The sequence below is a fragment of the Actinosynnema pretiosum genome, from assembly GCF_024171695.1.
Classification (GTDB): domain Bacteria; phylum Actinomycetota; class Actinomycetes; order Mycobacteriales; family Pseudonocardiaceae; genus Actinosynnema; species Actinosynnema pretiosum.
Genome location: NZ_JAMTCF010000018.1, coordinates 83,684 through 109,081, shown reverse-complemented (window position 1 = coordinate 109,081; position 25,398 = coordinate 83,684). Strand labels below are relative to the sequence as shown.

Here is a 25,398-nt window from a genome sequence, read left to right as displayed (position 1 = left end):
TCAGACCGAACGCGGCGCGGCACCGGACAGGTCGAATCCCACCCGGCCCAGGTCCGGTCAGCCGGAGCCGGGCCGGATCTCGCAGCGCCGCGCGTCCCGTCAGGCCGTGTGCAGCACCGGTCGGACCGCGTCGTCCTCCCCCGGCCCAGGGCTGCGCCCCCACTTCCTGGCGATCCGCCGCAGCACCGGTCCCCGTCCGCGCAGCGGCACCGTCCACAGGTCCTGCCCGGCGATCCCCCACCGCTCCAGCAGCAGGTTCGCCGCGGCGAACCCGGTGGTGGCGGCCCGCTCCATCAGCGCGACCGGCAGGTCGATCCGCACCAGGTCCCCGGCCAGCACGAGGAAGTCGTCCGGGGTGCGCACCCCCGGCCTGCGCGCGAACCCGCCCGGCGGGAACAGCGGGCAGTCCGCGCGCAGCTCGTGCCGCTCGTCCACCACCCGCGCCTCCCGCGTCTCCGGGTACACCACCCGCAGCTGCTCCAGCAGCCCCCGCCGCGCGCCCGCCTCGTCGACGCCGGACGGCAGCGAGTAGCCGTGCAGCTCCACGACGGACCCGCCGGTGCGCGCCGCCCACGCCCGCGCCTCGTGCTCGTAGGCGTTCAGCACCGTCACGTTGTCCAGCGCCCCGTACCCGCTGGTGCCCAGGAACCCCGGCCGGTCCGGCCACACCGGGCGGTCCAACCAGTACCGCGACACCAGGAACGGCGGCGCGCTCTCCAGCGCCGCGACCCGGTCGCGCCACTTCGCGCTGCCGAGCCGGGACCCGGACACCACCGACTTGAGCCCGCCCACGTCCAGCGCCAGCACCACCGCGTCCGCGTGCAGCTCCTCGCCGCCCGCGCGCACGGTGAACCGGCGCGGCCCGCCCGGTCGCACCGACTCGACCGCGCACCCGGTGCGGACCTCGCCGCCGCGCGCGGTGATCCGGCGGGCCAGCGGGTCCCACATCCCGTGCGGGAACGGATCGGCGGCCACGTCGAACAGCAGGCCCTCGGCCGAGCCGAGGAAGTAGATGTGGAACATCGTCGCCAGCTCGGCGGCCGACATCCGGCTGGGGTGCGCGAAGAAGCTGCGGGAGAACACCTCGAACGCCAGCGCGTGCGCGGCCTCCGGGAACCGCAGGCGCTCCAGGTAGCTCGCCGCGTCCAGGTGGTCCAGCTCGTGGTAGGTGCGCGGCACCGACACGTCCAGCAGCGGCAGCGCGGCGCGCGCGTCCACGCCGGGCAGGTCGCGCCAGCGGAACGTGGGGCTGCGCAGCAGGAACCCGGCGGCGTTCCACGGCGTGCTGCGCGGCAGCCCGGCGAAGCCCTCGCGGTGCCCGCCCGCGTGCCACAGCGGGTAGTCCGGCATCGGGACCAGCGCGGACCCGGCCGGGTCGACGCGGCGCAGCAGCGAGCGGAGGTTGTAGTACTGCCGGAAGAACGCGTGGAACCCGCGCGTCATCGTCACCCGGCTGCCGTCCGCGAGGTCGGTCGGCCAGCCGCCGACCCGGCCGCCCAGGTGGTCCTCGCGCTCGCAGACCACCACCCGCACGCCGCGCTCGGACAGCACCGTCGCGGCCGAGAGCCCGGCGACGCCGCCACCGACCACCACGACCACCGGCGGCTCCCCGGACGCGACCGCCGTGCCGCGCGGACCGGGCAACCGGCGCGCCCTGCGGTCCCGCGTCACGCCCGCACGCCCCGGAAGGTGTGCGCGATCCCGCGCTGCCAGCCACCGGCGGTGGTGCTGGAGACGGCGGTGAACCCGGTGCGGCGCAAGCGGTCCCGGAACCGGCCCGCGCCGTCGAAGCGCAGCGCGCTGCGCCACAGGTAGGTGTAGAGCTTCGGGTCGCGGGTGACCACCGCGCCCGCCGGGATGATCACCGACCAGCACACCGCCGTCCACACCGCCGCGCCCGCCCACGAGTCGCGCACCGAGTAGTCGTGGGCGACGAACGCGGCGCCGGGCTTGAGCAGGTCGTGGACGGCGCGCAGCACCGGGTCCGGCTCGGCGAGGTTGCGCACCAGGTAGGCGGCGAAGATCCCGTCGAACGGGCCCTCCTCGGCCAGGTCCTCGGCGCGGGCGTTCACGAACCGCACCGACTCCGGCCAGTCCTTGGCCCGCGCCCGCGCGATCATGCCCGCCGAGGCGTCCACCCCGGTGATCTCCGCCTCGGGGGCGACCGACAGCAGCGCCGCCGTGGACGCGCCCGTGCCACAGCCCAGGTCTAGCAGCCGCGCCCCACGGCCGCGCTCGGGGATCCGCAACTTCGCGGCGGCCCGCCGCAGGTCCCGGTGGTAGCCGGGGTTCATCCCGACCAGGCCGTCGTAACCGCGCGCCGCCGCGTCGAACGCGACCGGCACCTGATCAACGCGCATCCGCGTGCTCCGTTTTCCTCGCGCGGGCCCGCTCCCACAGCAGGAGCGTGACCGTGACCATCGAGAAGCCGAACAGGAAGTCCTCGACCGGGATGTCCCAGGGGAAGCGCAGACCGCTGGCCGCCCAGTCGGCGTAGACCACGATCGGCGCGTCCAGCTTGGTGAGCCAGCCGTCCACCGGGACCTGGAAGGCCAGGACGATCACCATCGTGATCCAGTAGGCGCGCTTGCGGAACAGGCCCGTGCGCAGCACGAGCAGCTCCAGCAGCACGGTGAGCGGCACCGAGGCGGCCGAGGCGATCAGGTACTCCCTCACCGCACCGCCTCCAGCTCGCGCCGCCGCCCGCCGACCAGCGCGGCCGTGCCCTGGACCGCCTCGTAGGTGAGCACGGCGCAGAGCGGGATCACGACGAAGAACAGCAGCTCCTCCAGCGGCGCCCCGCCGGGCAGGAACACCCCGGTGATGAAGCGCGGGTTGAAGTCCCAGTGGCCGCGCGCGATGGCGACCAGGTCCCAGACGCCGAACACCACGACGACCGGGCCGATCGCCCGGACGAGGTCGTCGGCCCTGCGGTAGACGCCCCGGCCCAGCGCTTCCAGGGGCGCGGTGACCAGCAGGCAGGTGAGCAGGACGAGCAGGTAGTGCCAGCGGTCCTCCATCGGCCGACCTCCTGGATCTCGGTGGGAACCCCACCGTATGGCCGGGCGGCGAAGCGCGCACGGCAACCGGGGTTTGATCGTCCACTGTGGACAGAAGGGGGTCGCGGGGGACGGTCGTCCGGCGATCGGGAGGCCGCGAGCGGACCGCCCCGGAGTCAGGCCCTCTCAACCCCCACCGTGGCGACGAACACGTTCGTCACGTACTTGTTCGCAACGAACATGTTCGTCATACTTCCCCCATGACCACCCGCCCAAGCCGCCGGGAGCGCCCCGCCAAACCGGCCCTCACCCGCGACGGCATCATCGCGACCGCGGTCGACGTCCTGCGCGCCGAGGGACTCGACAAGGTCACCATGCGCAGGCTCGCCGCCGAGCTCGACACCGGTCCCGCCTCGCTCTACGTCTACGTCCGCAACACCGGCGAGCTGCACGCCGCCGTGCTCGACACGCTCCTCGGCGAGGTCGACCGGCCCTCCGCCGAGGGCCCCTGGCTCGACCGGCTCACCGCCGTGCTGACCTCCTACACCCGCGTCCTGTTCGCCCACCCCGGCCTGGCCCGCTCCGCGCTGGTCAGCAGGCCGCACGGGCCGAACCACACCGCGCTGGTCGACGCCGTCCTCGGCCTGCTGCACGAGGGCGGCGTGCCGGTGGACCGGGCCGCGTGGGCGGTCGACGTGCTGCTGCAGCTGGCCACCGCCACGGCGGCCGAGCACTCCGAGCCGCAGCCGGACGACGCGCAGCGGTGGGCCGCGCTGTCCGAGGTCGTGCGCACCGCCGACGCCACCACCCACCCCAACATCGCCCGCGCGAGCGACCACCTGCTCTCCGGCACCGGCCCCGACCGCCTCACCTGGGCGTTCGTCGCACTGGTCACCGGCGCGCGGCACACCCCGAGGGAGCGCACGCCATGACCGAGCACCAGGAGATCACCGTCCTCGGCGCGGGCCTGGGCGGTCTCACGCTGGCCGCCGTGCTGCGCCGGAACGGCGTCGCGGTCACCGTCCACGACCTCGACGCCTCCCCCACCGCCCGCGACCAGGGCGGGATGCTGGACATGCACGAGGAGTCCGGCCAGGCCGCGCTGCGGACGGCGGGCGCGTTCGACGCCTTCCAGGCGGCGGTCCACCGGGGCGGCGACGCCACCCGCGTCCTCGACCGGCACGGCGTCACCCGGCTGAGCGACGACGGCGGCAACGGCCGCCCCGAGGTGGCGCGCGGCGACCTGCGGCGCGTCCTGCTCGACGCGGCGGGCGAGGTGCGGTGGGGCGCCAAGGCCGTGGCGGTCCACCCGCTCACGGGCGGCGGGCACCGGGTCGCGTTCGCCGACGGCCGCGAGATCACCACCGACCTGCTGGTCGGCGCGGACGGCGCGTGGTCGCGGGTCCGGCCACTGCTGTCGACGGCGGTCCCGGAGCACACCGGGGTGTCGTTCGTGGAGCTGACCCTGCCGGACGTCGAGGCGCGTCACCCGGAGATCGCCGCGCTGGCGGGCCCCGGCGGGCTGTTCGCGCTGGGCGACCAGCGCGGCTTCCTCGCGCACCGGGACGGCTCGGGCGCGCTGCACGCGTACGCGGCCCTGCGGATCGGCCCGGACTGGCTGGGCTCGATCGACTTCACCGACGCCGAGGCGGCCAGGGCCGAGCTGCTGCGGCACTTCGCCGACTGGCACCCGGCCCTGCGCGCGCTGATCACCGAGGCGCCCGCGCCGCTGGTCCCGAGGGCGATCAACGCCCTGCCGGTGGGCCACCGCTGGCCGCGCACCCCCGGCGTCACCCTGCTCGGCGACGCGGCGCACGTGATGTCGCCGTTCGCGGGCGAGGGCGCGAACCTGGCGATGCTGGACGGGGCCGAGCTGGGCGCGGCGCTGCTCGCCCACCCCGGTGACGTCGAGGCGGCGCTGACCACCTACGAGGCGGCGATGTTCCCCCGCGCCGAGGCGGCGGCGGTGATGTCGGCGGCCGGGTTGGCGGCGTGCTTCGAGCCGTCGGGCCCGGACGCCCTGGTCGCGCTGATGTCGGGCCTCACCGGGGCCGGGGCCTGAACGCGCCCCCGGACCCCGGCCGCGCGGGGGCGGGGTCCGGGAGGGCGGTCAGAGGTGGATGCCCTCGTTGATCCGGGGCGTGTAGGCCGCCTCCAGCGCGGCCACCTCGTCGTCGGTCAGCTCCAGCTCCAGCGACGCCACCGCGTCCACGAGCTGCTCCGAGGTCCGCGCGCCCACGATCGGCGCGGTCACCACCGGGTTGCGCGAGACCCACGCCAGCGCGACCTGCGCCCTGGACACCCCGCGCGCGGCGGCCACCTCGCCCACCGCCGCGACGATCCGCCGGTCGCTCTCCTCCACCCGGTACAGCGTCGTGCCGAACCGGTCGGTGGTCGAGCGCTCGGTCGTCGCGTCCCACTCGCGGGTCAGCTTGCCGCGCGCCAGCGGGCTCCACGGGATCACCCCGACCCCGGCGTCCGCGCACAGCGGCAGCATCTCCCGCTCCTCCTCGCGGCTGAGCAGGTTGTAGTGGTTCTGCATCGAGACGAACCGCGCCCACCCGTTCGCCTTCTGGGTGTACAGCGCCTTGGCGAACTCCCAGGCGTGCATCGACGACGCGCCCAGGTAGCGGACCTTGCCCGCCCTGACCAGGTCGTGCAGCGCCTCCAGGGTCTCCTCCAGCGGGACCGAGCGGTCCAGCCGGTGGATCTGGTAGAGGTCGACGTGGTCGGTGCCGAGCCTGGTGAGGCTGGCGTCGATCTCGGTGAGGATCGCCTTGCGGGACAGCCCGCCGCCGTTCGGGCCGGGCCGCATCCGGCCGTGCACCTTGGTCGCGATGACGACCTCCTCGCGCGGGGCGAAGTCGCGCAGGGCCCGGCCGAGGATCTCCTCGCTGGAGCCGTCGGAGTACACGTTCGCGGTGTCGAAGAAGTTGACGCCCGCCTCGAGCGCCTGCTTGATCAGCTCCCGGCTGGGCTCCTCGGGGAGCGTCCAGGTGTGGTTGCCCCGGTCGGGCTCGCCGTAGGTCATGCACCCCAGGGACAGGGGCGAGACGTCCAGTCCGGTGCTGCCGAGCTTCACGTGCCGCACGGGTCGCAGTCCTCCAGTGTGGTTCCGGGACGGGGGCCCCGCCCCGGAACCCACCCTAGGTTCTGCCGCGCGCCCCGGTGGCGGGTCGTCCGGGTGGAAGGAGGCCGTCCACGCGGCGCGGAACCCCGGCCGCGCGCCCGATCACTGCGTGGCCAGGCAGAACAGCTGCTGGGGCTCGGTGTACTGGTATCTGCTGTCGCTCTCCGGGTCGCACTTGGCGAAGTCCGTGCTCCCCTTGACGACGGAGGTCACCTTCACCCGCTCCGGGACCGAGGTGTCGGTGCAGGAGACCGGCGTCGGGTACGCCTCCATCGCGACGTCGGGGTTCGCGTTGTAGCACTTGCCGACGACGAGGTTGGGCACCAGGCAGAAGTTGGTGGTGAACTTGGTGAGGGAGTCGGTCTGGGTCAGGACCTGGTAGTGCGACTTGTCCAGGATGTCGCACTTGATGGTGCTCACCTTGCCGACGGTGTAGTTCGCGTCCGCCGCCTCGCAGCCCCGCTCCGTCATCGACAGCTCGCCGCCCGCCTCGGTGGCGTGCACGCACATCCCGGCCTTGATGGTCGCCACCCAGTTCTGCTTGACCGGGGCGACGCTGACCTCGGGGGTCTGGGTCCCGGTCAGCGGCGCCGACGCGGTGGACGTGGAGTCCGAGTCGGAGAACAGGCTCCGCGCGACCAGCCGCACGCCGATGCCGACACCGGCGATCATCAGCACGCTGAGAATGGCCGAGACCGCCTTCGGCAGCCCCTTCTTCTGCGGCGGGACGCCACCGGGCGGCATCATCGGGTAATTCAGCGGCTGGGGCGGGGGCCCGTAACCGGGGGCAGGCTGGCCATAACCGGGGGCAGGCTGGCCATAACCGGGGGTGGGCTGCCCATAACCGGGAGCGGGCTGTCCGTATTGCCCGTTAACGGGGTTTCCGGTGGGATAGCCGCCCTGGTTGTGCGGGGGCTGCGGTGTGCTCATGGGGACCTTCGTGTGACTGGTGCTGCCCGAGGAAAGCTGGACGGGCGCACGTTATATGCGCGCCCGACCCCGCACAGCGCTTTCACCGAAAAAGCCGGGCCATTTCCCGTGACCTCGCCCGCACCCCGCGTGGACCACCGCCCCCGCGCCCCTCCCGACTAGGGCTTGACCATGCAGATGACCAGCGCGGGCTGCGGGAACGTGAAGTACGAGTAGGCGCCCTGGGCGTTGCACTTGTTGTGGTCCTGGGTGTCCTTCAGGAACTCGGTGACCTTCCGCAGGTCGGTGCCCGCGCCCGTGCACGGCTGGGCCACGGGGACGTCCAGCGGCCCAGCGCCGGTGTCGTAGCACTCGCCGATGACCAGGTTCGGGATCAGGCAGTAGTCGGTGCGCTCGGCGCCCTCGGCGCGCCACACCGTCGTGTAAGCGGGCTCGCACGACCCGTCCACGACCACCTTGCCGACCAGGAAGTTCGTCTTGGTCGGGTCGCAGGCGCCCTCGGTCAGCTCCATCTGCCCGGCGATCGTGGTCGCCTTGACGCACGACCCGGCCTTGATGCTGCTCCAGTCGCCCCTCGGGGTGGAGCTGGTGCTGGACCTGCGGGTGGACGGGCTCGCGCTGGAGCTGCTCGGCGCGGCGCTGGACGCGGAGGTCGGCGTGGAGCTGGCCGCCACCGGGGAGGCCGTGCTCGGGGAGTCGTCGCGGGTGAGCGCGAACACGCCCCAGCCCGCGCCGCCGAGCAGCAGCACGGCCACGACGATCCCGATCGCGACGGCCGGGCCGTTGTTCTTCTTCGGCGGCACTCCCCCGCCGCCGGGGTGACCGCCGTACTGCCCCTGGTGACCGCCGGGCGGAAAGGCCTGGGGATATCCGCCGGGCGTGCCGGGGAATGCGCCGGGCGCGGCCGGATAACCGCCCTGACCCACGGGCTGACCGCCCGGTGCGGCCGGGTAGCCGCCCTGGCCGCCGGGGAAGCCGCCCTGATTTCCGGGGAAGCCGCCCTGGCCGCCCGGATATCCGTTCTGGTTGTGGTCCACGGCTGTGCTCCCGCCAGGCAGTAGGTGACACGGGGTCGACGCGCTCCGGATGGCCGCGAGCGCGATCACCGACCCCTTCAATGCCTTCGACGGCGGAGCGACCGTGGACGTTCCACCACAATTCGGGCACTTCCCGTGACGGCCCCCACACCCACGGTCAGCTTTCCCGCGCGGGGGTGCGACCGCTTTCCGGAAAAGGGGACCGGAGGATTTTCGCGAACGAGGGGTGGGGACGGCGGAGGGCGGGGCTCCCGCGACGCCACCGCGAGTGCCCGCCCTTCCGCTCCCTCCCAGGAGGGTGTCCGCTACCGCGTTCGGGCCCTGCCCCCGAACCCGACGTGCACCGCTCCGACCGACACCGTCGCTGAGAGGGCCGGGCGCCTGGCGGACCCCGTCCGCCCCGCCCCTCTCCGGTGCCTCGCGGACAATGCTGCCCCTCGGGGGCGCGCGGCACGAGGGGACGACGGTCCTGATCCACCGGGACCCAGGTCCCTTGCGCGGGAGGCGTCCGGTGGGCTCAGGCCCGGCGGCGGGAGCGCAGCGCCAGCACCAGGCCCGCGAGCAGCGCGGACGCGCCGAGGACGAGCAGCGGGAGCACGCCCCGCGCGCCGGTCTCGGCCAGCCCCTGCCCCTGGGCGGGCGGCGGCGCGTTGCCAGCGGACCCCGGTGGACCAGCCTGGTCCACCAGCGGCTCCCGGTCAACCGGCGCAACCGGATCGGCCGGAACGGGGGACGTGGAGGAGTCCACCGGGTCCAGCGGCGGCTGCGGGTCGACCGGCGGCTGCGGATCGACCGGAGGGTCGACCGGCGGATCGACGGGCGGATCTACCGGCGGGTCCACGGGCGGATCAACGGGCGGGTCCACCGGCACGAGCGCCGCGTCCAGGTCCGCGCGCTGGGTGATGTCCGCCCCGACCACCTCGACCACGACGTCCCGGCTGGTCAGCGTGACCGGGTCGAACGCGGACCCGGCCCGCACGCGGGTCCCGGCGGGCGGGGTGATCCGCACCCGGTAGGTCCCCGGCGCCAGGTCCCGGAAGTCGTAGCGCCCGTCCGGCCCGGTCGCCCCGGTCGACGCCGCGCTCCCCTCCAGCGCCACCACCACCCCCGGCACGCCCGGCTCGTCGCCGTCCCTGACCCCGTCGCCGTCGACGTCCTGCCAGGCCAGACCGCCGAGCGCGCCCAGCTCCTCGCCGAAGTCCACGACCGCGCCGAGCACGACGGTCAGCGGCACCCGGTCCGGCGTGGACGAGCCGTGGCCGACCGGCTGCTCCTCGGCCAGCACGTAGTCGCCCGGCTGCACCGCGAGGAACCGGTACCGGCCGTCGGCGTCGGTCGTGGCGGTGCGCACCCGGCGGCCGAGCCCGTCGTCCAGGGTCACCACCACGTCCGCCAGCCGCCCGGTCTCCTCCGGGTCGAGCACGCCGTCGCCGTCGTCGTCCAGGAACACCACGCCCGTCACGTCGCTGACCAGCGCCGCGAACAGGTACCCGGTGGCCTGGGCCCCGGCGGGCAGCGCGACGCCGGAGATCACGTCCGGGGGGACCGGCGTGCCACCGGCGGTGCCCGCGCTGTCCACGCCGTCCGCGTAGCCGAACCACGGGCCGCGCAGCACCGAGTACGTGCCCGAGAGCAGGTCGGGGAACGCGTACCCGCCGTCCGGGCCGGACGTGGCGGTGCGCGAGACGCCCTGACCCGCGTCGTCGACGCCGAGGAGGGTGACCTGCACCCCGGACACCCCGCCCTCCCCCGGCCCGCGCGTCCCGTCGCCGTCCGCGTCCACGTACAGCGCGCCGGACAGCGAGCCCGGCAGCTCGGCGAAGTCGTAGCCGGTGGCGGCGGTCGCGGCGCCCAGCGCGATCCCGGTGACCCGGTCGGCGCCCGCCGTCCCGCCCGCGCTGCCCACGACGACCGCGCCGCGCGCGTACCCGACCGGCCTGCGCTCCACCACCTCGTAGGTCCCGGCGGCCAGCGCGGTGAACGAGTACCGGCCACCGCCCGAGGTGGTCGTGGTGAGCGTCCCGCCCGGCCCGACCAGGTCGACCCGCACCCCGTCCAGGCCCAGCTCGGTCGGGTCTGCCAGGCCGTTGCGGTTCCGGTCGGCGAACACCGCCCCGGACACCGAGGCGGCGCTCTCGGCGAAGACGTAGCCGATGGCCTGCTGGTTCTCCACCAGGGTGATCGAGGAGATCACGTCGACGCCGACGACGCCGCCCGCGTCACCGGCGGTCGCGCCGCCCTGCCCGTACCCGACGGGCTGGGTCTCGGTGATGGTGTAGCCGCCCGGCGGCAGCGGGCTGAAGGAGAAGCCGCCGTCCACGGCCGTGGTCGTGGTCAGGTCCACCGGACCGGTCAGGTCGAGCCGCACGCCCTGGATGCCGTTGCCCGCCTGGTCGGTGACCCGGCCGGTGATCGAGGCGGCCCTGGCGAGCAGGAAGTCGTAGTCGGTCCCGACCTGGTTCGCGGCCAGCGGCACACCCGTGACGCTGTTGCGGCCGGTGACCACTCCCCCGGCCGTGCCCGCGCTGGCCGACACGTCCGCGTAGCCGCCGGGGTGGGTGTTGAGCAGGGTGTAGTCGCCCGGCGGGAGCCGGGGGAAGTCGTAGGCGCCGTCGCTCTTGGTGGTGAAGTCCAGCGAGAGGCCGTTGTCGCCGGTCAGCCGCACCAGCGCGTTGGGCACGCCGACGCCGCCCGCCCGCACGGTCCCGGACAGCTCGCCACCGGCCAGCTCGGCGAAGGCGTTGTCGGTGGAGGCGTCCAGGTCGGACAGGAACCCGATCCGGAACTGGTCGTCGGCCTGCGCGACGGCGTTGAAGCCAGGGGTGTCGATCCCGTCCGCGTAGTCGGCGGGCTGGAACTCGGTGAGCGTGTAGGCGCCCTCGCCCAGCCCGTCGAACCGGTAGGTGCCGTCCGGCGCGGTGAACCGCTCGGGGACGGCGGCGGGGGTGGCGGGCGCGTCCGGCTCCAGGGTGAGGCGGACGTTCCCGATGCCGGTGTCGCCGTCGGACGGCTCGTACGCTCCGTTGTTGTTGCGGTCGTTGAACACCCGTCCGGACACCACTCCCGTGTCCACCGGGGTCGACACGGCCAGGTCGGTGAGCACGTAGTCGTCGGCGCCGGGCTCGAAGCGGAACGCGAGGTCCCGCGTCCCGCCCGGCGGGGCGGTGGGCACGTCGCCGCTCACGAACGAGTGAACGTCCGCGCCCATGGTGTTGGCGTCGGCGGGTGAGGTCGCCCCGTCCACGCCGCCGCTGAAGTAGTTGCCCTGGGTGCCCAGGCCCGGCTGCGCCCGGGAGTCCACCAGCGCCCGGTCGCCCGCTCGGTCGTGGTCGCCGCCGAACGCGGTGAGGCCCAGCAGGCTCCGCTGCGCCGAGGTGCGCAGGCCGGGGGCGGTCACCTGGTGGGGGCCCTCGGTCGGCGAGACCCGCACGTGCCCGCTGCGCAGCTGCACCTGGGTCTTGAACGGGGCGCCGGGGTCGGGCCCGTCGTAGGAGTAGGCCACGGTCAGCGACCAGCCCGCGAAGCAGCCGAAGCCCTCCGGGGTCCACACGTTGCCCACCCCGATGGCCAGCGGCACGCCGGTCGGGGCCGCCGCCAGCGCCGAGGTGACCTCGGAGCCCGCCGAGTACAGCTGGGCCTGCTCGGGGGCCAGGGAGTCCAGGTCGTCCTCGGTGTAGTCCTCGGCGTACACGTTCGCGGCCGGGACCCCCTGCACGCGCAGGAACGCCGGGGTCACGTCCGGGCCGGACACCGGGATGTCCGCCTCCGGCGGCAGCTCCGGCAGCACCACGCCCGCGCCCTGCTGGCGGGCGTCGCAGCCGGAGGTGGCCGACGAGTCGGCCTGGAGCACGGTGCCGGTGTTGCCGGACCAGGTCAGGCGGGCGTAGTCGACGAACGCGCCGTACGGGATCGTCAGCTCGGCGGTGGAGGAGTTGAACGTGGAGGTGTCGCCGTCCACGTCGGCCCAGCGGGTGAAGTAGGCGCCCCTGGTGCGGTCGGGGTCGACGCCGGTCTTGGCGCGGGCGTCCTGGCAGGTGGCGATGGGGGTGCCGCGCAGCGGGTCCACCGGGTCGCCGGGGTCGGGACAGCGGGTGTTGCCGTTGCCCACCAGCAGGAAGTCGCCGTAGGACTCGGCGGAGTAGAGCAGGTCCAGGTCGCGCGCGGGCGCGGACGCGGCCTGCTGCGGCAGGGCCACCAGCAGCGCGGAGAGCAGCCCGAGGCAGGCCGCCGAGGAGGAGAACCTGCTGGCGCGCATGTGACCACTCCGGGGTGTGACGGCGGCGGGACCCGGAGTGCACTATCCGACACCGCCCCCGCTCGCACCGGCCGGGAACCCCGAACGTGTGACCTGCGGGGAACCGGGGACGTGATCGCGCGCACCACCCGGTCGGGCCACGGCTCGCCGGAGCCGCCCTGATCGTCCCCTCTGGCAGGATCGGCACGAGGAGCGGCGCGGGGGTCGTGCCGCGATCCGGAGGGAGAACCGTGTCCGCCACTGACCGCCGTTGGACCGATCGGGGGCAGGCCATCGGCCACGGTGTCACCTGGCTGGCCAGGTGGAGCACCCGGATCGCGCTGGTCGCGATCGGCGCGTACCTGCTGGGCTTGCTGATCGGCAAGCTCTGGGTCGTGGTGATGCCGGTGCTGCTCGGCCTGCTCATCACCACGGTGCTGTGGCCGCCCGCCCGCTGGCTGCGCGCCAAGGGGATGCCGCCCGCGCTGGCCGCGTCGATCGTGCTGCTGCTGGGGCTGGGCGTGCTCGGCGGGATGATCGCGCTGATCAGCTCCTCCATCGCGTCCGGCGCCGACGACATCGCCGACAGCGCCACCGAGGCGCTCGGCCAGGCCAAGCAGTGGGTCAGCGGGCCGCCGCTGAACCTGGGCGACGGGCAGTTCGACGGGTTGATCCAGAAGGGCGTGCAGCAGCTCCAGGCGAGCATCGGGTCGATCGCGAACAGCCTGCTCACCGGGGTCGGCACGGTCACCTCCGGCGTGGTCACCGGCTTGGTGGCGCTGCTGCTGGCGTTCTTCTTCGTCAAGGACGGGCCCCGGTTCATCCCGTGGCTGCGCGCGGTGGTCGGCGAGCGCGCGGGCGGGCACCTGGCGGTCGTGCTCGACCGGGTGTGGGGGACGCTGGGCGACTTCATCCGCACCCAGGCGATCGTGAGCCTGTTCGACGCGGTGCTCATCGGCCTCGGCCTGGTGTTCCTCGGGGTGCCGCTGGCCATCCCGCTGGCGGCGCTGACGTTCCTCGGCGGGTTCATCCCGATCGTGGGCGCGTTCATCGCGGGCGCGATGGCGGTGCTGGTGGCGCTGGTGAGCAACGGGTTCACCGCCGCGGTGATCATGCTGGTGGTCGTGGTGGCGGTGCAGCAGATCGAGGGCAACGTGCTCCAGCCGATCCTGCAGTCGCGGAGCCTGCGGCTGCACGCGGCCGTGGTGCTGCTGGCGGTGACGGCGGGCAGCAGCCTGTACGGGATCGCGGGGGCGTTCCTGGCGGTGCCGGTGGTGGCCACGGCGGCGGTGGTGGCCAGGTACCTGGGCGAGGTGATCGACGACCGGCTCGCGCCGAGCGCCGAGGCCGCGCCGGAGGCGGTCGACCACGAGGTGCCGGTGACGCCGGTGAAGGCCGGGGAGGAACCGGCGGGGAAGTGAGGCCTTCGGGGGCCGGGTGCGCGGGGCGCGCCCGGCCTTCGGTGTTTTTTGGGGGCTTTCCGGTCTTCGGTGTTTTGGGGTTGTGCGCGGGCGGGGTTGGGCGGGCGGTCCGGCGCAGCCAGGAAGTCCGGTACCGCTCGACGGTCAGGTGTCGCTCGACGGTCAGGTGTCGCTCAGAAGCCTGGTACCGGTCAGAAGTCCCGGACGGCCTCGAACCAGCCGAGCGCGGTGTCCCGGTCGACGCCGCCGATCTCGCCCAGCAGCACGGCGGCCTCAGCCGCGTCCTCGCGCTCCCCGGTCTCCACCCCCGGCAGCTCGCCCACCCGGCGCACGAACCCGGTGACCGCTTCCCGCACGTCCCCGCCCCGTCCAATCGCCTTGGACGCGACCTTGAACGCCTTCGTCGCCGCCCCCGCCGTCCTGGGCGCCCACCCGGCGAACGGCAGCCCGTACTCCTCCACGAACCACGGCCGCTCGCGCAGCTGGGACACGCCGCTGTGCCCGGTCAGCCGCTGCGCGATCGGGCCGCGCAGCTCGGTGCGCAGCCTGCGGCCCACCGCCGCGTCCACGTTCCAGGCCAGGAACGAGGTCAGGTCGGGGAAGGCGCGCAGCGCGGGCAGCCCGGACAGGTCGGGGCAGAAGCGGATCTGCAACTGGCGCAGCGGGAGCGCCTCCAGCGCGGCGAGGTGCGCCAGGGAGCCGGACAGGGCGAGCGAGCGCAGGCGCGGGAACTGGAGCAGGCTGCGGCAGTCGAACGGCTCGTCCAGCGGGCCGGTGGACACCATCAGGTGAGTGAGATCGGCCAGCACCGGCAGCCGGGGCAGCGCGCGGGCGGCGGTGGCGGGCAGCGCCAGGGCGAGCTCGGGCAGCGCGCCGGTCGTGGACAGCACGAAGTCGGCAGGCGCGCCCTGCAGCGCAACGCGCGGGCAGAGCTCGGCGGGCGCGAGCCGCAGCCGGACGCAGTGGCCGCCGGAGTTGACGGTGAGCGAGCCGAACCGGGACAGGCCCGCGTCGATCGCGACGTCCGAGGCAGCTGCGAAGTGCAGGCCCTCCACCCGGCGGTCGCGGGCCCACTCGAACACCGACAGGTCGTTGCCCCGGTAGTCCACCCAGCGCGGCCACAACCCGCCCGCCGGGGTCTCCAGCCCGTCGAGCGCGGTCCAGTCCACCGGGTCGTCGGGGCCGACCACCAGGTCGACCTTGTCCGAACCGGCCTGCCCCACCGACAGGCTCCCGACACCGGGTCGCCGCACCAGCACGTGGCTGTTCGGCCCGGTCAGCGACACGGACACCCTGCCGTCACCACTCCCAGCGGAAGTCAACCGCGGTCTCCTCGACGTGTGCGACGCCCTCCTCGGACCCGGCACGAGCACGGGGCCGCCCGGCGCGCGCACCGAGCGGCGGGTGCGGTCGTTCCGAACGAGCGCGCCCCCCGACGACCCATGTGCTCGATTATCACCCTCGGATGCCCCCTTTCGGGGCAGAACGGGATCATATGCAGAAGGAGTTTTCCCCGCAGCTGTGCGGAGAACGCGGTGACCTGGGGTTTTCGCGGTGAGCGGGAAAGCGCTTGCCGGGGGCGATCGGCCGGTTGGTGGGCGGGTGGGGTGGGGTGGCGCTCGGGGAGGCGGTGGCGAGGCGCGGGGATCTTGACAGAGAGCGCGCTTGGCGGGGCGCGGCGGGACGGGAGCGGGGCGCGGCGGAGCGCGACTGGCAGCCGACGCACGAGAATCCGCGGGCAGTGGTTTCGCCGAACCGAGGTTCCCTGGCGGGGCCGCTCGTGTGGGGGCGCGCGAACGGTCCGCACTACGGCGCGAACGGTCCGCACTACGGCGCGAACGGTCCGCACTACGGCGCGAACGGTCCGCACTACGGCGCGAACGGTCCGCACTACGGCGCGAACGGTCCGCACTACGGCGCGAACGGTCCGCACTACGGCGCGAGGGCGCGGAGCGCCACCCGCGCCGTCGGTCTCGCAACCGGTCAGAGGCCGCCGACGTACTGCTTGCGGTAGCTGTCCTTGTCCAGCTCGGCGATCTCCACGGTGGCCTGGACCCGCTGGCCCGACACCGTCGCGAGGTGGGCGGTGAGCACGGAGAGCGTGGCGTCGGCCACGGCGGCCTTCGTCGCGGCGTCGCGGCCGGAGAACAGGCCTACGCGGACGTGCACCATGGACTCCCCGGACGCGCCGTCGCCCACGACGGCCTCGTCCAGGCGGTAGGAGCGGGTCTTGAACGAACCCAGTTCGCTGCCTGCGACCTCGGCGAGCACGGGGTGCAGCGCGAGCGCGAACGCACGCCGGTCGAAAGCGTCGGACAGGGACGCGGAGTACTCGACGGTGATCTGCGGCATCCCCCGAGCCTAGCCGGCACTGGGCCGTTCGCGTGACGCGGGCACGGTAGACGCGGGGGCGAGGAAGGCGGCAGGCACGGGGGCGGCCAGTGCACGAGCGCCGACCATCCCCCGCCCTCACGTCAGCCGCACCGCTACCGCAGTTGCCCCAGGTCAACCGCCGCGACCCGACCGAGGGTGCGCGGCACCCCGCCCCCGGAACAGCGAGCCCAGCCACCCCCGCCCCCTGATCAAGTCAGGAACTCCCAAGGCGGACCGGGCAGCGCGCACCCGTCGAACCCGACCGCCCGCGCGAACGCCGGGTCCCGCGCCAGCGCCGCGAGGTCGTCGCACACCGGCACGGACGGCGCGCCACCGGAAGGCCCGCCCGCCGACACCGCGTTGAGCCGCGACGCCGCCGACAGCAGCGAGGACTCCACCGCCTGCCCGCGCCCGGACCGCGCCCGGCGCAGCAGCCCGTCCAGCACGGCGCGGGCGCACACCACTCCCCCGAACACGTCGACCAGCGTCATCAGGGAACGCGGCACACCTGCGTGGGCCCGCACCGCGTAGTCCGTGCCCAGCGGCGGGTTCGGCCCCAGCTCCGCGCCCCACCCGGAGGCGTGCGCGTGCACGATCCCCGGCCGCGCCGCCGCCTCCGCCGGGCCGAGCCGCCTGCGCTCCTGCTCGCCGGGAGCCCAGTCGTGCAGGAACACGTCCGCGCCGCGCGCGAGCTCCAGCGCCCGCTCCCGACCATCCGAAGTGGACAGATCGGCGAACGCGACGCCCTTGCCCCGGTTGAGCGCGTGGAACCGCGCGGACACGGCGGCCGACCCCGGCTGCGGCACGACGACCGGCGGCACGGCGCGCAGCGGGTCACCACCCGGCTGCTCCAGCCGCACCACGCTCGCCCCGAGCATCCGCAGCAGGTGCCCGGCCAGCGGACCCTGCCCCCGACCGCACGACTCCAGCACCACCACCCCGGCCAGCGGGAGCGCGCCCGAGGGCTGGAACGGTGGCACGGACAGCGCGACACCGCCCACCGTCGAACCGCCCTGCGCCAAACCACCCGACGCCGAACCCCCTGGCGCCGAACTCCCTCGCGCGGCAACACCCAGCGCTGAACCACCCGGTACCGAACTCTCCCGCGCCGCACCACCCAGCGCCGAACCACCCAGCGCAGCACCACCCGGCACCCCGCTCAACACCGCCCCACCCAACGCCGTCACCCGGTGCGCGGCCAGGTCGACCACCCGACGCGCGGACACCCGCACCAACGTCATCCCGGTGTCCTCGGCAAGCGCCCGCAGCACCGGCAGCGGGTGCCCCGCCGCGACGGCGTGCAGCTCCGCGGGCAGCGGGCAGCTCGCGGTGGCAGCGCGGTGCAGGAACGGGCGCCAGCCCGACGCCACCGCGCTCGGCGAGGCGCCCGCGCTGGTCCAGAACCGCAGCCACACCCCCGCGTCCAGGGCCTCCAGCTCGAACTCGACCCCCTCCGCCGAGGTGAACGGCGGCCCGCCGGGGGCGTGGACCTCCGGTGGCGCGCCGTCGTCGCGCGCGGTGGCCGCCGCGAGGTGCTGGGACACCGCCAGCAGCCCGGCCTGCGCCACGGACGTGGTGAACCCGCGCACCGGCCCGCCCCGCGCGACCGACAGCTCCACCGCCAGCCCCCCGAGCCCGACCAGCTCACCGGCCAGCGCCGACGCGTAGTCCAGCCCCAACCGGGCCGGTCCGCCCAGCGCGCGCCCGTGCACGTGCATGAGCCCGCACGCCGCCTGCACGTCAGCCTCGCACTCCAGCGGCAGGTCGACCGGCCCCGCCCAGGACAGCGCGTCCAGCAGCGCGGTCACGCGGGTCGCCTGCCCTGCACCGAGTACACCGCGCACGAGGTCGCCCGGAACGCCGGGTCCGCCACGACCTCGCGCACCTCGGCCAGCTCCCCGTCCGTCATGCCCGCCGCCACCAGCCGGTCGCGCAGGTGCCGGGTGTGGTGCGCGATCAGCCGCACCCCCGGCGACCCTGCCCGCCACGGGAACAGCGCGGGCACCGGGTCCACGTCCACCAGCCCGGCCCCGGCCATCGCGGCGGCTGCCCGCCGGCCCCAGGACGGGTCCGCGCCCGCCCGCACGAGCACCTCCTCCTTCGCCGCCAGGAACTTCTCGTACACGGCGGCGGCGCGCGGACCCGGCGCGAGCAGCACCGGCCCGTAGGTGAGGTCGAACTCGTCCAGCTGCAACCACCCGCCCGGCTTGAGCGAGCGCACCAGCTTGTCCAGCACCGGTTCCCGCTCGGGCAGGTGCAGCAGCACCAGCCGCGCGTGCACCAGGTCGAACTCGCCCTCCGGCAGCGGGTCGACGACCACGTCGTGCCTGGCCACGGTCAGCCCCGGCGCGCTCGGCACGTGCTCGGGCCTGATGTCGGTGGCCAGCACCGACCCGGTGGGCGCGACCCGGTTGGCCAGCCAGTGCGCGACGCTGCCGCCGCCCGCCCCGACCTCCAGGCACCGCCAGCCCTTGCGCACCCCGGTCCGCGCCAGCCGCGTGAAGGTCATCGGGTCGTAGGCGGCGGCCAGGCAGCGGTGCTGCTCGCCCGCGTGGTCGCTGTGGTTGTCGAACACGTACCCCGCGTCGATCGCGGTCAAGGCCGCTCCCCTCGTGGTGTCCCGGCGCTCCTGCGGCGCCTCACGTCCAGCGCCCGCGCGCGTCGGGCTCGACCCGGCCGTCCAGCCTGGCCAGCAGCTCCAACCTGCGCACCTTCCCGGTCCCGGTGCGCGGCACCTCGTCCCAGCCGAGCACGACCGGCGCCGCCATGACCGGCAGGTCGGCCACGGCGGTGCGCCAGCGGCGCTCGCCGATCAGGCCGTCCGAGGTGACCAGCACCGGCAGCGGCGGGCGGCCGGTCGGGGTCAGCAGCACGCACTCGACCACCTCGGGCAGCCGGTTCTCCACCAGGTCCTCGACGTTCAGGCAGCTCACGCCGGGCGCCGAGTCGACCTCCCGGTCGAGCAGGCGGACCGCCCCGGTGCGGCTGATCGAGCCGAGGTCGCCGGTGTTCCACCAGCCGTCGACCTCCTTGGCGCGCCAGCGCTCCTCCTCGCCGAGGTAGCCGGAGCCGAGCGCGGGGGTGCGGGCCAGCAGCAGCCCGACGCGCCCGCGCGGCAGCGGCTCGAACGTCTCCGGGTCGACCACGCGCAGCTTCGCGCCGCCGGGCAGCGGCCTGCCGAGGTGGCGGGTGCTGGGCCGGGGGCCGGTGACGGCGCGGCGGGTGAGGAACCGGAGGGTCAGCGGGCCGGTCTCGGTCTGGCCCCACCCCTGCACCCACACCGGGTGCTCGTGCCGGGAGGCGTTGAGCATCCGGCGCACCGTGGGCGGGTGCACCGCGTCGTGGCCGCTCGCGTACAGCCGGACCCTGCGGAACGGGTTGTCCGGCACGCCCACCACGGTCTGCCAGCGCGCGTACGCCGAGGGCAGCGCCTCCACCACGGTCGGCGGGTGCGCGGAGAGCACCCTGGGCGCGGAGGAGGGGTCGCTGAGCACGGTGATCTGCGCGGGCGCGGACGCGAGGGCGCTCGCGGTCCAGCGGAACGTGCGGGCGTGCGCGTAGGAGCTGGCGTTGGCGAGCACGTCGTCCGGGCGCAGGCCGATCACCGGCCAGCGCACGGACTCCTTGCGGGCCAGCAGGAGCACCGCGCTCCGGGTGCTGTGCGCGACCAGCTTGGGCACGCCCGTGGTGCCGGAGGTGTGGTTGACCACCAGCGGCTCGTCGTCGTGGCGGCGGCGCGGGGCCGGGCGGGCGCTGCCGCGCACCTGGTCCAGGGTGAGCGCGCCGTCGACGTCCTCGGCGAGCGCGAGCACGGTCCGCGCGCCGCTGCCCGGCAGGGCCCGGTCGGTGACCAGCACCGCCGGGTCGAGCCGCTTGAGCAGGATCTCCAGCACCTCGTCGGACAGGTGCCCGGACAGCTGGGCCGGGATCGCGCCGATCCGCACCGCCGCGCAGGCCAGCAGGTCGTAGTCCCAGTGGTTGCGCTTGACGATCGCGACCCGGTCCCCCGGCCGCGCGCCCGCCGCCGCCAGCCACCCGGAGGCCTCGGCGACCAGGTCGGCGAGCTCCGGCACGGTCAGGTGCGCGCCCAGCTCGGGCGCGATGTCCAGCGGCCGGTCCAGCACCACGGCGGTGCGGTGGCCGCGCTGCGCGCACTCCTCGAACAGCAGTCCCACGTCGTGCGGTCTCACACCAGCTCACCCCTCCTGGCGACGGCGCGGGCGCCCGCGCGCAGACCGGTGCGGACGGCGGCCTCGCCGCACGGGCTCAGCAGCACCCAGTCCCCCGCGTAGTCCACGGCGGACGAGCCGAGCCCGGCGGCGAACCCGGCGCGCAGGCCCAGCGCCCTCGGCGTGGCCTCGGGCAGCCCGTGCCGGAACCGGTGCACCAGCGCGCCGGTGACGGCCTGCTCGAGGCCGGGCGCGAACGTGCCCGCGGCGCGGGTGAGCATGTCGGCGACGTCCGCGTCGGACAGCCTGGCCAGCCGGGGCGCGAGCACCGGGTTGGCGATCACGGTCAGCAGGCCCCTTCCCCCGGGTGCGCGGCCGGGGTGCCTGAGGTGGTCGAAGGCGATCGCGGAGACGACGTCGCTCTCCGCGCGCGGCACCACGACCAGGTGGGCGTTGGACGGCAGCGGCCGGTCCAGCAGCAGGTGGACCTTCACCACCGGGGTGAAGGTGCAGGCGCGCAGGAACTCCGCCTCCTGCTCGGGCGGGTTGGCGTGCAGGTCCAGCGCGACCGGGGCGGGCACGGCCAGCACGACCCGGCGGGCCGCGACCTCCCGCCCGCCGACGACCAGCCGGGCGCCGTCCCGGTCGGCCACGACCTCGGTGACCCGCGCGGAGGTCTCCACGTCGAGCCGGTCCGCGAGCGCGCGGGCGAGCTGGTCCATGCCGTCGGGGTGGACCCGCCAGGTGGAGGCGGGCCCGACCGAGCCGAGCAGCGCCAGCGCGGGCGCGACGGCCGAGCGCTCGGGCCGCCAGCCGAAGAGCCCGGACACGACCGGCTGGAGCAGGTACTCCAGCACGTCCCGGTGGTGGCGGGACAGGTGCTCGACGACGGTGGCGTTGCCGGAGGCCTCCGGCCGGTCCAGGTCGTGGCCGGAGCCGAGCGCGCGCCGCGCGTCCAGCCTGGCCCGCAGGCCGAGCCCGGCCCCGGTGAGCAGCCCGACCAGGTCGGTGACGCCGGGCCGGACCCGGCCGTCGCGCCACACCCCGACCCGCCGCCCGATCAGCGGCACGTCGGCGCGGTCGACGCCCAGCTCGGCCAGCAGCGACCAGGTGGCCTCGCAACCGCGCTCGGGCAGCCACTCGGCCCCGGTGTCGGCGAGGAAGCCGTCCACGCGCAGCGTCGACGTCCGCCCGCCCACGTGGTCGGCGGCCTCGAACACCCGCACCCGGCCGCCCGAGGCGCGCGCGGCGTGCGCGGCGGCGAGCCCGGCGACACCCCCGCCGACGACGGCGACGTCGAGGTCCATCACCGCACCGCCAGGTCGATCACGAGCAGCACGGCGGTGGTGAGCCGGTGGGTGCGGACACCGAGCGTCCTGGCGCGCGGGACGTCGCCCCGGCCGAACCCGATCCGCAGCTGGGCGACGCGCAGGCAGAACGTGGGCGTCATCGCGGCCAGGAACCACCAGGGCGCGCCCACGATCGGCGCGATGACCATCAGCGCCATCTCGGCGGTGGTCAGGGACATGACGAACAGCGCGCTGCCGGGCGGGGTGGCCTGCGCGGCCGAGGTCGGGCGGCCTGCCGAGCGGTCGCCCTCGGCGGTGCCGGAGTAGACGGCGAACAGCAGCGGCCCCATGCCGAACAGCAGGGCCTGGACCAGGGCGAACCCGTCGACCGAGCCGACCGCCAGCCCGTAGGGGGCGAGCACGAGCGCCCAGCCGAGGCTCGCGGTGCGGAACTCCCGGAACCCCCGGTGGCTGAACTTCGCGCCCCACGAGCGCCGGAACGAGGAGAAGCAGGTGAGCGCGATCAGCGCGACCACCCAGAACGGGCGGTGCGGGGCCATCAGGATCGCGGCGCCCCACAGCGCAGTGCCGACGACGCCGGTGGCCAGGGCGAAGCGGACCACCTGCGGTTCGGTGAGGGCGCCCGTGACGAGCGGCTCGCGGACCCGCTTGGCGCTGCCGGGGCCGTGGCCGGTGGCGTCGCGGCCGTCGCGGAAGCCGGTCAGGTCGTCCAGCGCGCCCGTGGCGGCGAGCACGGACACCTGGCCGAGCAGGAACACGGCGGTGGTGGCCAGCACGTGGCCGTCCAGGCGCAGGTCCGGCGAGAGCAGCGCCCACACCAGCAGCACGCCGAGGTGGTGGTCGACGACGTCGGGCTTGGCGAGCCGGGCGTAGGCGGCCACCGGGACGCGGCCGGTGACGGCGGCCATCCGCTGGGTGGACCCGATCCGGGACTCGACGGGCTGCGTCACGCCGGGCGCGGGCTGGGCGTGCGCTGGTGGGAGGTGCGCGGGTGGGACGTGCCCCGGCGGGACCTGTGCTGGCGAGACGTGCGCGGGTGGGACGTGCCCCGGCGGGACCTGCGCTGGTGGGACGTGCGCGGGTTGCACGTGGGCGGGTGGGACGTGCGCTTGCGCGACGACCACGGCGGGGGTGACGGCGGTGATCTCGCTCAGGTCCACCGGCTGGGTCGCCGAGCCGAGCGGCTGGGTGGCGTCCAGCCCGTCCCCGGCGCGGGTGGGCGCGCCGCTCACGCCCGGCACCCCGGCCCGACCGGGACCGCGAACGACAGGTCGCCGCCACGAGCAGGCCCGCACCGGTCCACCAGCCGCGCCCGTGGCAGCGGCCGGGGGCGCCCGGCGACGCTCTCGCGGGGGAGCCCGGCGACGCTCTCGCGGGTGTGCGCGGTGGTGGTCTCGGCGGGCGCGGCGGGCCGGGAGGCGCGCGGCACCCCGGCCAGCCCGGCGCGGGCGGTCCCGCGCTCCCGCTCGGCGGCGACCTCGCCCGCCGCGAGCGCGTGTGTTGCCTGCTGCATGTCTCTCCTTCAGCGGGACCGCTCGGCGAACCGGCAGACCTGGTCGGCGACGTGCTCAACCTGGGCGTCGGTGAGCCGGGGGTTGATCGGGATGGCGAGCGAGCGCTCGCAGCCGCGCCGGGCGTTCGGCCAGTCGCGGCGCGGGTCGGCGTGCCGGGCGAACGCGGGCTGGTGGGGCAGCGGGGCCGGGTGGCGGGCGTGGCAGCCCACCCCGTTCGCCAGCAGGTGCTCGCGCAGTTCGTCGCGGCGCTCGGCGAGCAGCGCGTAGGCGGAGAAGCAGCGCCCCTCCCGGCCCGGCGGCGGCGCGGTGACGCCGAGCGGGGCCAGGTGCGCGAACCGCTCGGCGTAGTAGTCGCCGATCCGCGCCCCGCGCTCCAGCCGCGCCGGGAGGCCGGGTAACCGGTGCAGCTGGAAGGCGGCCATGACCTCGTCGAACCGGCTGCTCCAGCCCACCGCGCGGTGCACGGACCGGCGCACGCCGTCCTGCCCGTGGTCGCGCAGCACCCGGACCGCCCGGCCGAGCGCCGGGTCGCCGGTGACGACCACGCCGCCCTCGCCCGGCATCCCGAACGCCGCGTCCTTGGCGAACGAGTAGACGCCCGCGTCGCCCCAGGCGCCCGCCGCGCGCCCGCCGAGCACGCCGCCCTGGGCGACGGCGGCGTCCTCCAGCAGCCGGACGCCCGCGGTGGTGGCGATCCGCCGCAGCGCGGGCATGTCGGCCATGGTGGAGAAGACGTGCGCGGGCAGCACGGCCCTGGTGCGCTCGGTGATCAGCGACTCGACCTCGGCCGGGTCGACCACCAGCGCGCGCGGGTCCACGTCGGCGAACACCGGGGTCGCACCGAGCAGCACGGGTGCGGCGGCCAGCGGCGCGCCCCCGTACGCGGGGACGACGACCTCGTCGCCCGGCCCGACCCCGAACGCCCTGAGCGCCAGCGCCAGCGCGGACGTGCCGCTGCCGCAGGCCACCGCGTCGGCGGCGCCCACCGAGTCGCGGATCGCGCGCTCCAGCCCGGCCGTGCGCCAGCCGAGGACGAACTTCTGCTCGGGATCGGTGGCGACCTCGTGCAGCAGGTCGAGCAGCACCTCGCGCTCGTCGTCGAACAGGTCCGGCGGGGAGAGCGGGACGGTGGCGGTCACCGGCGGCTCCCCCGGTTCGCGGTGGGCGCGGACAGGTGCAGGCCGGAGGCCGCGTGGAAGTCGCGGACCTCGGCGCAGACCCGGTCGACCTGCTCCTCGGTGAGGTCCGGGTACAGCGGCAGCGCCAGGGCGTGCCGGGACGCGGCCTCGGCGTTGGGGAAGTCGCCGGGCGCGTGCCCGAGGTGCGCGAAGCACGGCTGGAGGTGCGCTGGGAGCGGGTAGCGGGTCTCGGCGCCGATGCCGCGCGCGGCCAGGTGCTCGGCCAGCTCGTCGCGGCGGGCGAACTCGGCGACGTAGCCGTGGAAGACCCCGCGCACCGCCTCGGCCCTGGGCAGCACCTCGGGGAGCTTGCGCACGCCCGGCACGCCGGTGAGCCCGGCGGTGTAGCGCGCGGCCAGCTCGGCGCGGCGGCGGACGTCCTGTTCGAGGCGGCCGAGCTTGGCCAGCAGCACGGCGGCCTGGACGTCGTCCATCTTGCTGTTGACGCCCGGCAGCGCGGCGGCGGTGTCGATCGCGCCTGCGCTGGGGCCGGGGCGGCCGTGGTGGCGCAGCGCGGAGACGATCTCGGCGACCCTCGGGTCGTCGGTGACGACCGCGCCCGCGTCACCGAGCGCGCCGAGCGTGCTGGTGGGGGAGAAGGAGAGCACGCCGCCGAAGCCGTGCAGTCCCGCGTGCTCGCCGCCGTAGCGCATCCCGATCGCCTCGGCGCTGTCCTCGACCACGGCCAGGCCGAGCCGGTCGGCGACCGCGCGCACACCGGTCAGGTCGGCGGTGTGGTGGAACAGGTGGGCGGGCACGACGAACCGGGTGCGCCCGGTGGCGACGGCGGCGACCGAGGCGGGGCAGATGCCGTAGCCGTCCGGCTCGACGTCGGCGAACACCGGCGTGCCGCCCGCGAGCACGACGGAGGTCGCGGTGGCGCCGGAGGAGAACGCCGGGACGACGACCTCGTCGCCCGCGCCGAGGCCGCAGGCGCGCAGCAGGAGCACGAGCGCGTCGGCGCCGCTGTTCACGCCGATCACGTGCCGCGCGCCGGTGTGCTCGGCGAGCGCGCGCTCCAATTCCACGACCTTGCGGCCGTGCGAGTACTCGCCGTTCTCCACCACGTCCTCGACGTGGTGGCGCGTCACCGGCCACAACCG

Annotated in this window: 21 protein-coding genes; 3 read left to right on the top strand and 18 right to left on the bottom strand. The window is 75.4% G+C overall.

Annotated elements, in window-relative coordinates; genetic code table 11:
• Positions 1–99: 99 nt before the first annotated feature.
• From LV78_RS31105 to LV78_RS31090, 4 genes are read right to left on the bottom strand one after another with little or no spacing between them, the layout of a single operon-like run.
• Positions 100–1,671: an FAD-dependent oxidoreductase gene (locus tag LV78_RS31105; RefSeq protein ID WP_253849587.1), complete on the bottom strand. Its 1,572-nt coding sequence runs from the start codon at positions 1,669–1,671 to the stop codon at positions 100–102.
• Positions 1,668–2,360: a class I SAM-dependent methyltransferase gene (locus tag LV78_RS31100; protein ID WP_253849586.1), complete on the bottom strand. Its 693-nt coding sequence runs from the start codon at positions 2,358–2,360 to the stop codon at positions 1,668–1,670. Before LV78_RS31100 ends, LV78_RS31105 begins: the two co-directional genes overlap by 4 nt.
• A complete protein-coding gene (locus tag LV78_RS31095; RefSeq protein ID WP_253849585.1) occupies positions 2,350–2,676 on the bottom strand; it encodes a lycopene cyclase domain-containing protein in 327 nt (108 codons plus the stop codon). The genes LV78_RS31100 and LV78_RS31095 overlap by 11 nt, the downstream gene beginning before the upstream one ends.
• On the bottom strand, positions 2,673–3,020 hold the full coding sequence (locus tag LV78_RS31090; protein WP_253849584.1) for a lycopene cyclase domain-containing protein: 348 nt from the start codon (positions 3,018–3,020) through the stop codon (positions 2,673–2,675). The genes LV78_RS31095 and LV78_RS31090 overlap by 4 nt, the downstream gene beginning before the upstream one ends.
• A gap of 239 nt (positions 3,021–3,259) precedes the next feature.
• Here LV78_RS31090 and LV78_RS31085 point away from each other — a divergent pair, with 239 nt between their 5' ends.
• Together LV78_RS31085 and LV78_RS31080 are read left to right on the top strand one after the other, a co-directional pair.
• Positions 3,260–3,931: a TetR/AcrR family transcriptional regulator gene (locus LV78_RS31085; RefSeq protein ID WP_253849583.1), complete on the top strand. Its 672-nt coding sequence runs from the start codon at positions 3,260–3,262 to the stop codon at positions 3,929–3,931.
• A complete protein-coding gene (locus tag LV78_RS31080) occupies positions 3,928–5,061 on the top strand; it encodes an FAD-dependent oxidoreductase (protein ID WP_253849582.1) in 1,134 nt (377 codons plus the stop codon). Before LV78_RS31085 ends, LV78_RS31080 begins: the two co-directional genes overlap by 4 nt.
• Before the next feature lie 48 nt (positions 5,062–5,109).
• On the opposite strand, the gene LV78_RS31075 is transcribed toward LV78_RS31080, so the two are convergent.
• The 4 genes from LV78_RS31075 to LV78_RS31060 form a co-directional block, all read right to left on the bottom strand.
• A complete protein-coding gene (locus tag LV78_RS31075) occupies positions 5,110–6,090 on the bottom strand; it encodes an aldo/keto reductase (RefSeq protein ID WP_253849581.1) in 981 nt (326 codons plus the stop codon).
• Between the two features lie 141 nt (positions 6,091–6,231).
• Positions 6,232–6,876 carry a hypothetical protein gene (locus LV78_RS31070; protein ID WP_253849678.1) on the bottom strand — a complete coding sequence of 215 codons (645 nt, stop codon included), beginning with the start codon at positions 6,874–6,876 and terminating at the stop codon, positions 6,232–6,234.
• A gap of 341 nt (positions 6,877–7,217) precedes the next feature.
• Positions 7,218–8,096: a hypothetical protein gene (locus tag LV78_RS31065; RefSeq protein WP_253849580.1), complete on the bottom strand. Its 879-nt coding sequence runs from the start codon at positions 8,094–8,096 to the stop codon at positions 7,218–7,220.
• Positions 8,097–8,613: 517 nt separating this feature from the next.
• Positions 8,614–12,351 (bottom strand): SdrD B-like domain-containing protein, encoded by a 3,738-nt coding sequence (locus LV78_RS31060; RefSeq protein WP_253849579.1) that lies wholly within the window; start codon positions 12,349–12,351, stop codon positions 8,614–8,616.
• A 230-nt stretch (positions 12,352–12,581) separates the two neighbouring features.
• Here LV78_RS31060 and LV78_RS31055 point away from each other — a divergent pair, with 230 nt between their 5' ends.
• Entirely contained in the window at positions 12,582–13,751 is a 1,170-nt protein-coding gene (locus LV78_RS31055) for an AI-2E family transporter (RefSeq protein ID WP_253849578.1), read from the top strand.
• Positions 13,752–13,942: 191 nt separating this feature from the next.
• Here the strand turns inward: LV78_RS31055 and LV78_RS31050 are convergent, their stop codons facing one another.
• The 10 genes from LV78_RS31050 to LV78_RS31005 all read right to left on the bottom strand — a co-directional run bounded on the left by LV78_RS31050 (position 13,943) and on the right by LV78_RS31005 (position 25,386).
• Positions 13,943–15,043 carry a hypothetical protein gene (locus LV78_RS31050; RefSeq protein WP_253849577.1) on the bottom strand — a complete coding sequence of 367 codons (1,101 nt, stop codon included), beginning with the start codon at positions 15,041–15,043 and terminating at the stop codon, positions 13,943–13,945.
• A 691-nt stretch (positions 15,044–15,734) separates the two neighbouring features.
• On the bottom strand, positions 15,735–16,103 hold the full coding sequence (locus LV78_RS31045; RefSeq protein ID WP_253849576.1) for a 5-carboxymethyl-2-hydroxymuconate Delta-isomerase: 369 nt from the start codon (positions 16,101–16,103) through the stop codon (positions 15,735–15,737).
• 230 nt (positions 16,104–16,333) lie between these two features.
• Positions 16,334–17,932, bottom strand: a complete 1,599-nt coding sequence (locus tag LV78_RS31040; RefSeq protein ID WP_253849575.1) for a CoA transferase — start codon at positions 17,930–17,932, stop codon at positions 16,334–16,336.
• A complete protein-coding gene (locus LV78_RS31035; protein ID WP_253849574.1) occupies positions 17,929–18,723 on the bottom strand; it encodes a class I SAM-dependent methyltransferase in 795 nt (264 codons plus the stop codon). The genes LV78_RS31040 and LV78_RS31035 overlap by 4 nt, the downstream gene beginning before the upstream one ends.
• 40 nt (positions 18,724–18,763) lie before the next feature.
• A complete protein-coding gene (locus LV78_RS31030) occupies positions 18,764–20,314 on the bottom strand; it encodes a class I adenylate-forming enzyme family protein (RefSeq protein ID WP_253849573.1) in 1,551 nt (516 codons plus the stop codon).
• Positions 20,311–21,600 carry an FAD-dependent oxidoreductase gene (locus tag LV78_RS31025; RefSeq protein ID WP_253849572.1) on the bottom strand — a complete coding sequence of 430 codons (1,290 nt, stop codon included), beginning with the start codon at positions 21,598–21,600 and terminating at the stop codon, positions 20,311–20,313. The genes LV78_RS31030 and LV78_RS31025 overlap by 4 nt, the downstream gene beginning before the upstream one ends.
• Positions 21,600–22,835, bottom strand: coding sequence for a UbiA family prenyltransferase (locus LV78_RS31020; RefSeq protein ID WP_253849571.1), 1,236 nt, complete (start codon positions 22,833–22,835; stop codon positions 21,600–21,602). The genes LV78_RS31025 and LV78_RS31020 overlap by 1 nt, the downstream gene beginning before the upstream one ends.
• Positions 22,832–23,116, bottom strand: a complete 285-nt coding sequence (locus LV78_RS31015) for a hypothetical protein (protein ID WP_253849570.1) — start codon at positions 23,114–23,116, stop codon at positions 22,832–22,834. Before LV78_RS31015 ends, LV78_RS31020 begins: the two co-directional genes overlap by 4 nt.
• 9 nt (positions 23,117–23,125) lie before the next feature.
• Positions 23,126–24,256 carry a DegT/DnrJ/EryC1/StrS family aminotransferase gene (locus tag LV78_RS31010; RefSeq protein WP_253849569.1) on the bottom strand — a complete coding sequence of 377 codons (1,131 nt, stop codon included), beginning with the start codon at positions 24,254–24,256 and terminating at the stop codon, positions 23,126–23,128.
• A complete protein-coding gene (locus LV78_RS31005) occupies positions 24,253–25,386 on the bottom strand; it encodes a DegT/DnrJ/EryC1/StrS family aminotransferase (protein WP_253849568.1) in 1,134 nt (377 codons plus the stop codon). Before LV78_RS31005 ends, LV78_RS31010 begins: the two co-directional genes overlap by 4 nt.
• Positions 25,387–25,398: the final 12 nt, after the last annotated feature.

Coding starts and splice junctions, on each gene's coding strand:
- LV78_RS31080 (WP_253849582.1), top strand. CDS start 3,928: ATGACCGAGCACCAGGAGATCACCGTCCTCGGCGCGGGCCTGGGCGGT.
- LV78_RS31090 (WP_253849584.1), bottom strand. CDS start 3,020: ATGGAGGACCGCTGGCACTACCTGCTCGTCCTGCTCACCTGCCTGCTG.
- LV78_RS31085 (WP_253849583.1), top strand. CDS start 3,260: ATGACCACCCGCCCAAGCCGCCGGGAGCGCCCCGCCAAACCGGCCCTC.
- LV78_RS31045 (WP_253849576.1), bottom strand. CDS start 16,103: ATGCCGCAGATCACCGTCGAGTACTCCGCGTCCCTGTCCGACGCTTTC.
- LV78_RS31060 (WP_253849579.1), bottom strand. CDS start 12,351: ATGCGCGCCAGCAGGTTCTCCTCCTCGGCGGCCTGCCTCGGGCTGCTC.
- LV78_RS31100 (WP_253849586.1), bottom strand. CDS start 2,360: ATGCGCGTTGATCAGGTGCCGGTCGCGTTCGACGCGGCGGCGCGCGGT.
- LV78_RS31025 (WP_253849572.1), bottom strand. CDS start 21,600: ATGGACCTCGACGTCGCCGTCGTCGGCGGGGGTGTCGCCGGGCTCGCC.
- LV78_RS31070 (WP_253849678.1), bottom strand. CDS start 6,876: ATGATGCCGCCCGGTGGCGTCCCGCCGCAGAAGAAGGGGCTGCCGAAG.
- LV78_RS31015 (WP_253849570.1), bottom strand. CDS start 23,116: ATGCAGCAGGCAACACACGCGCTCGCGGCGGGCGAGGTCGCCGCCGAG.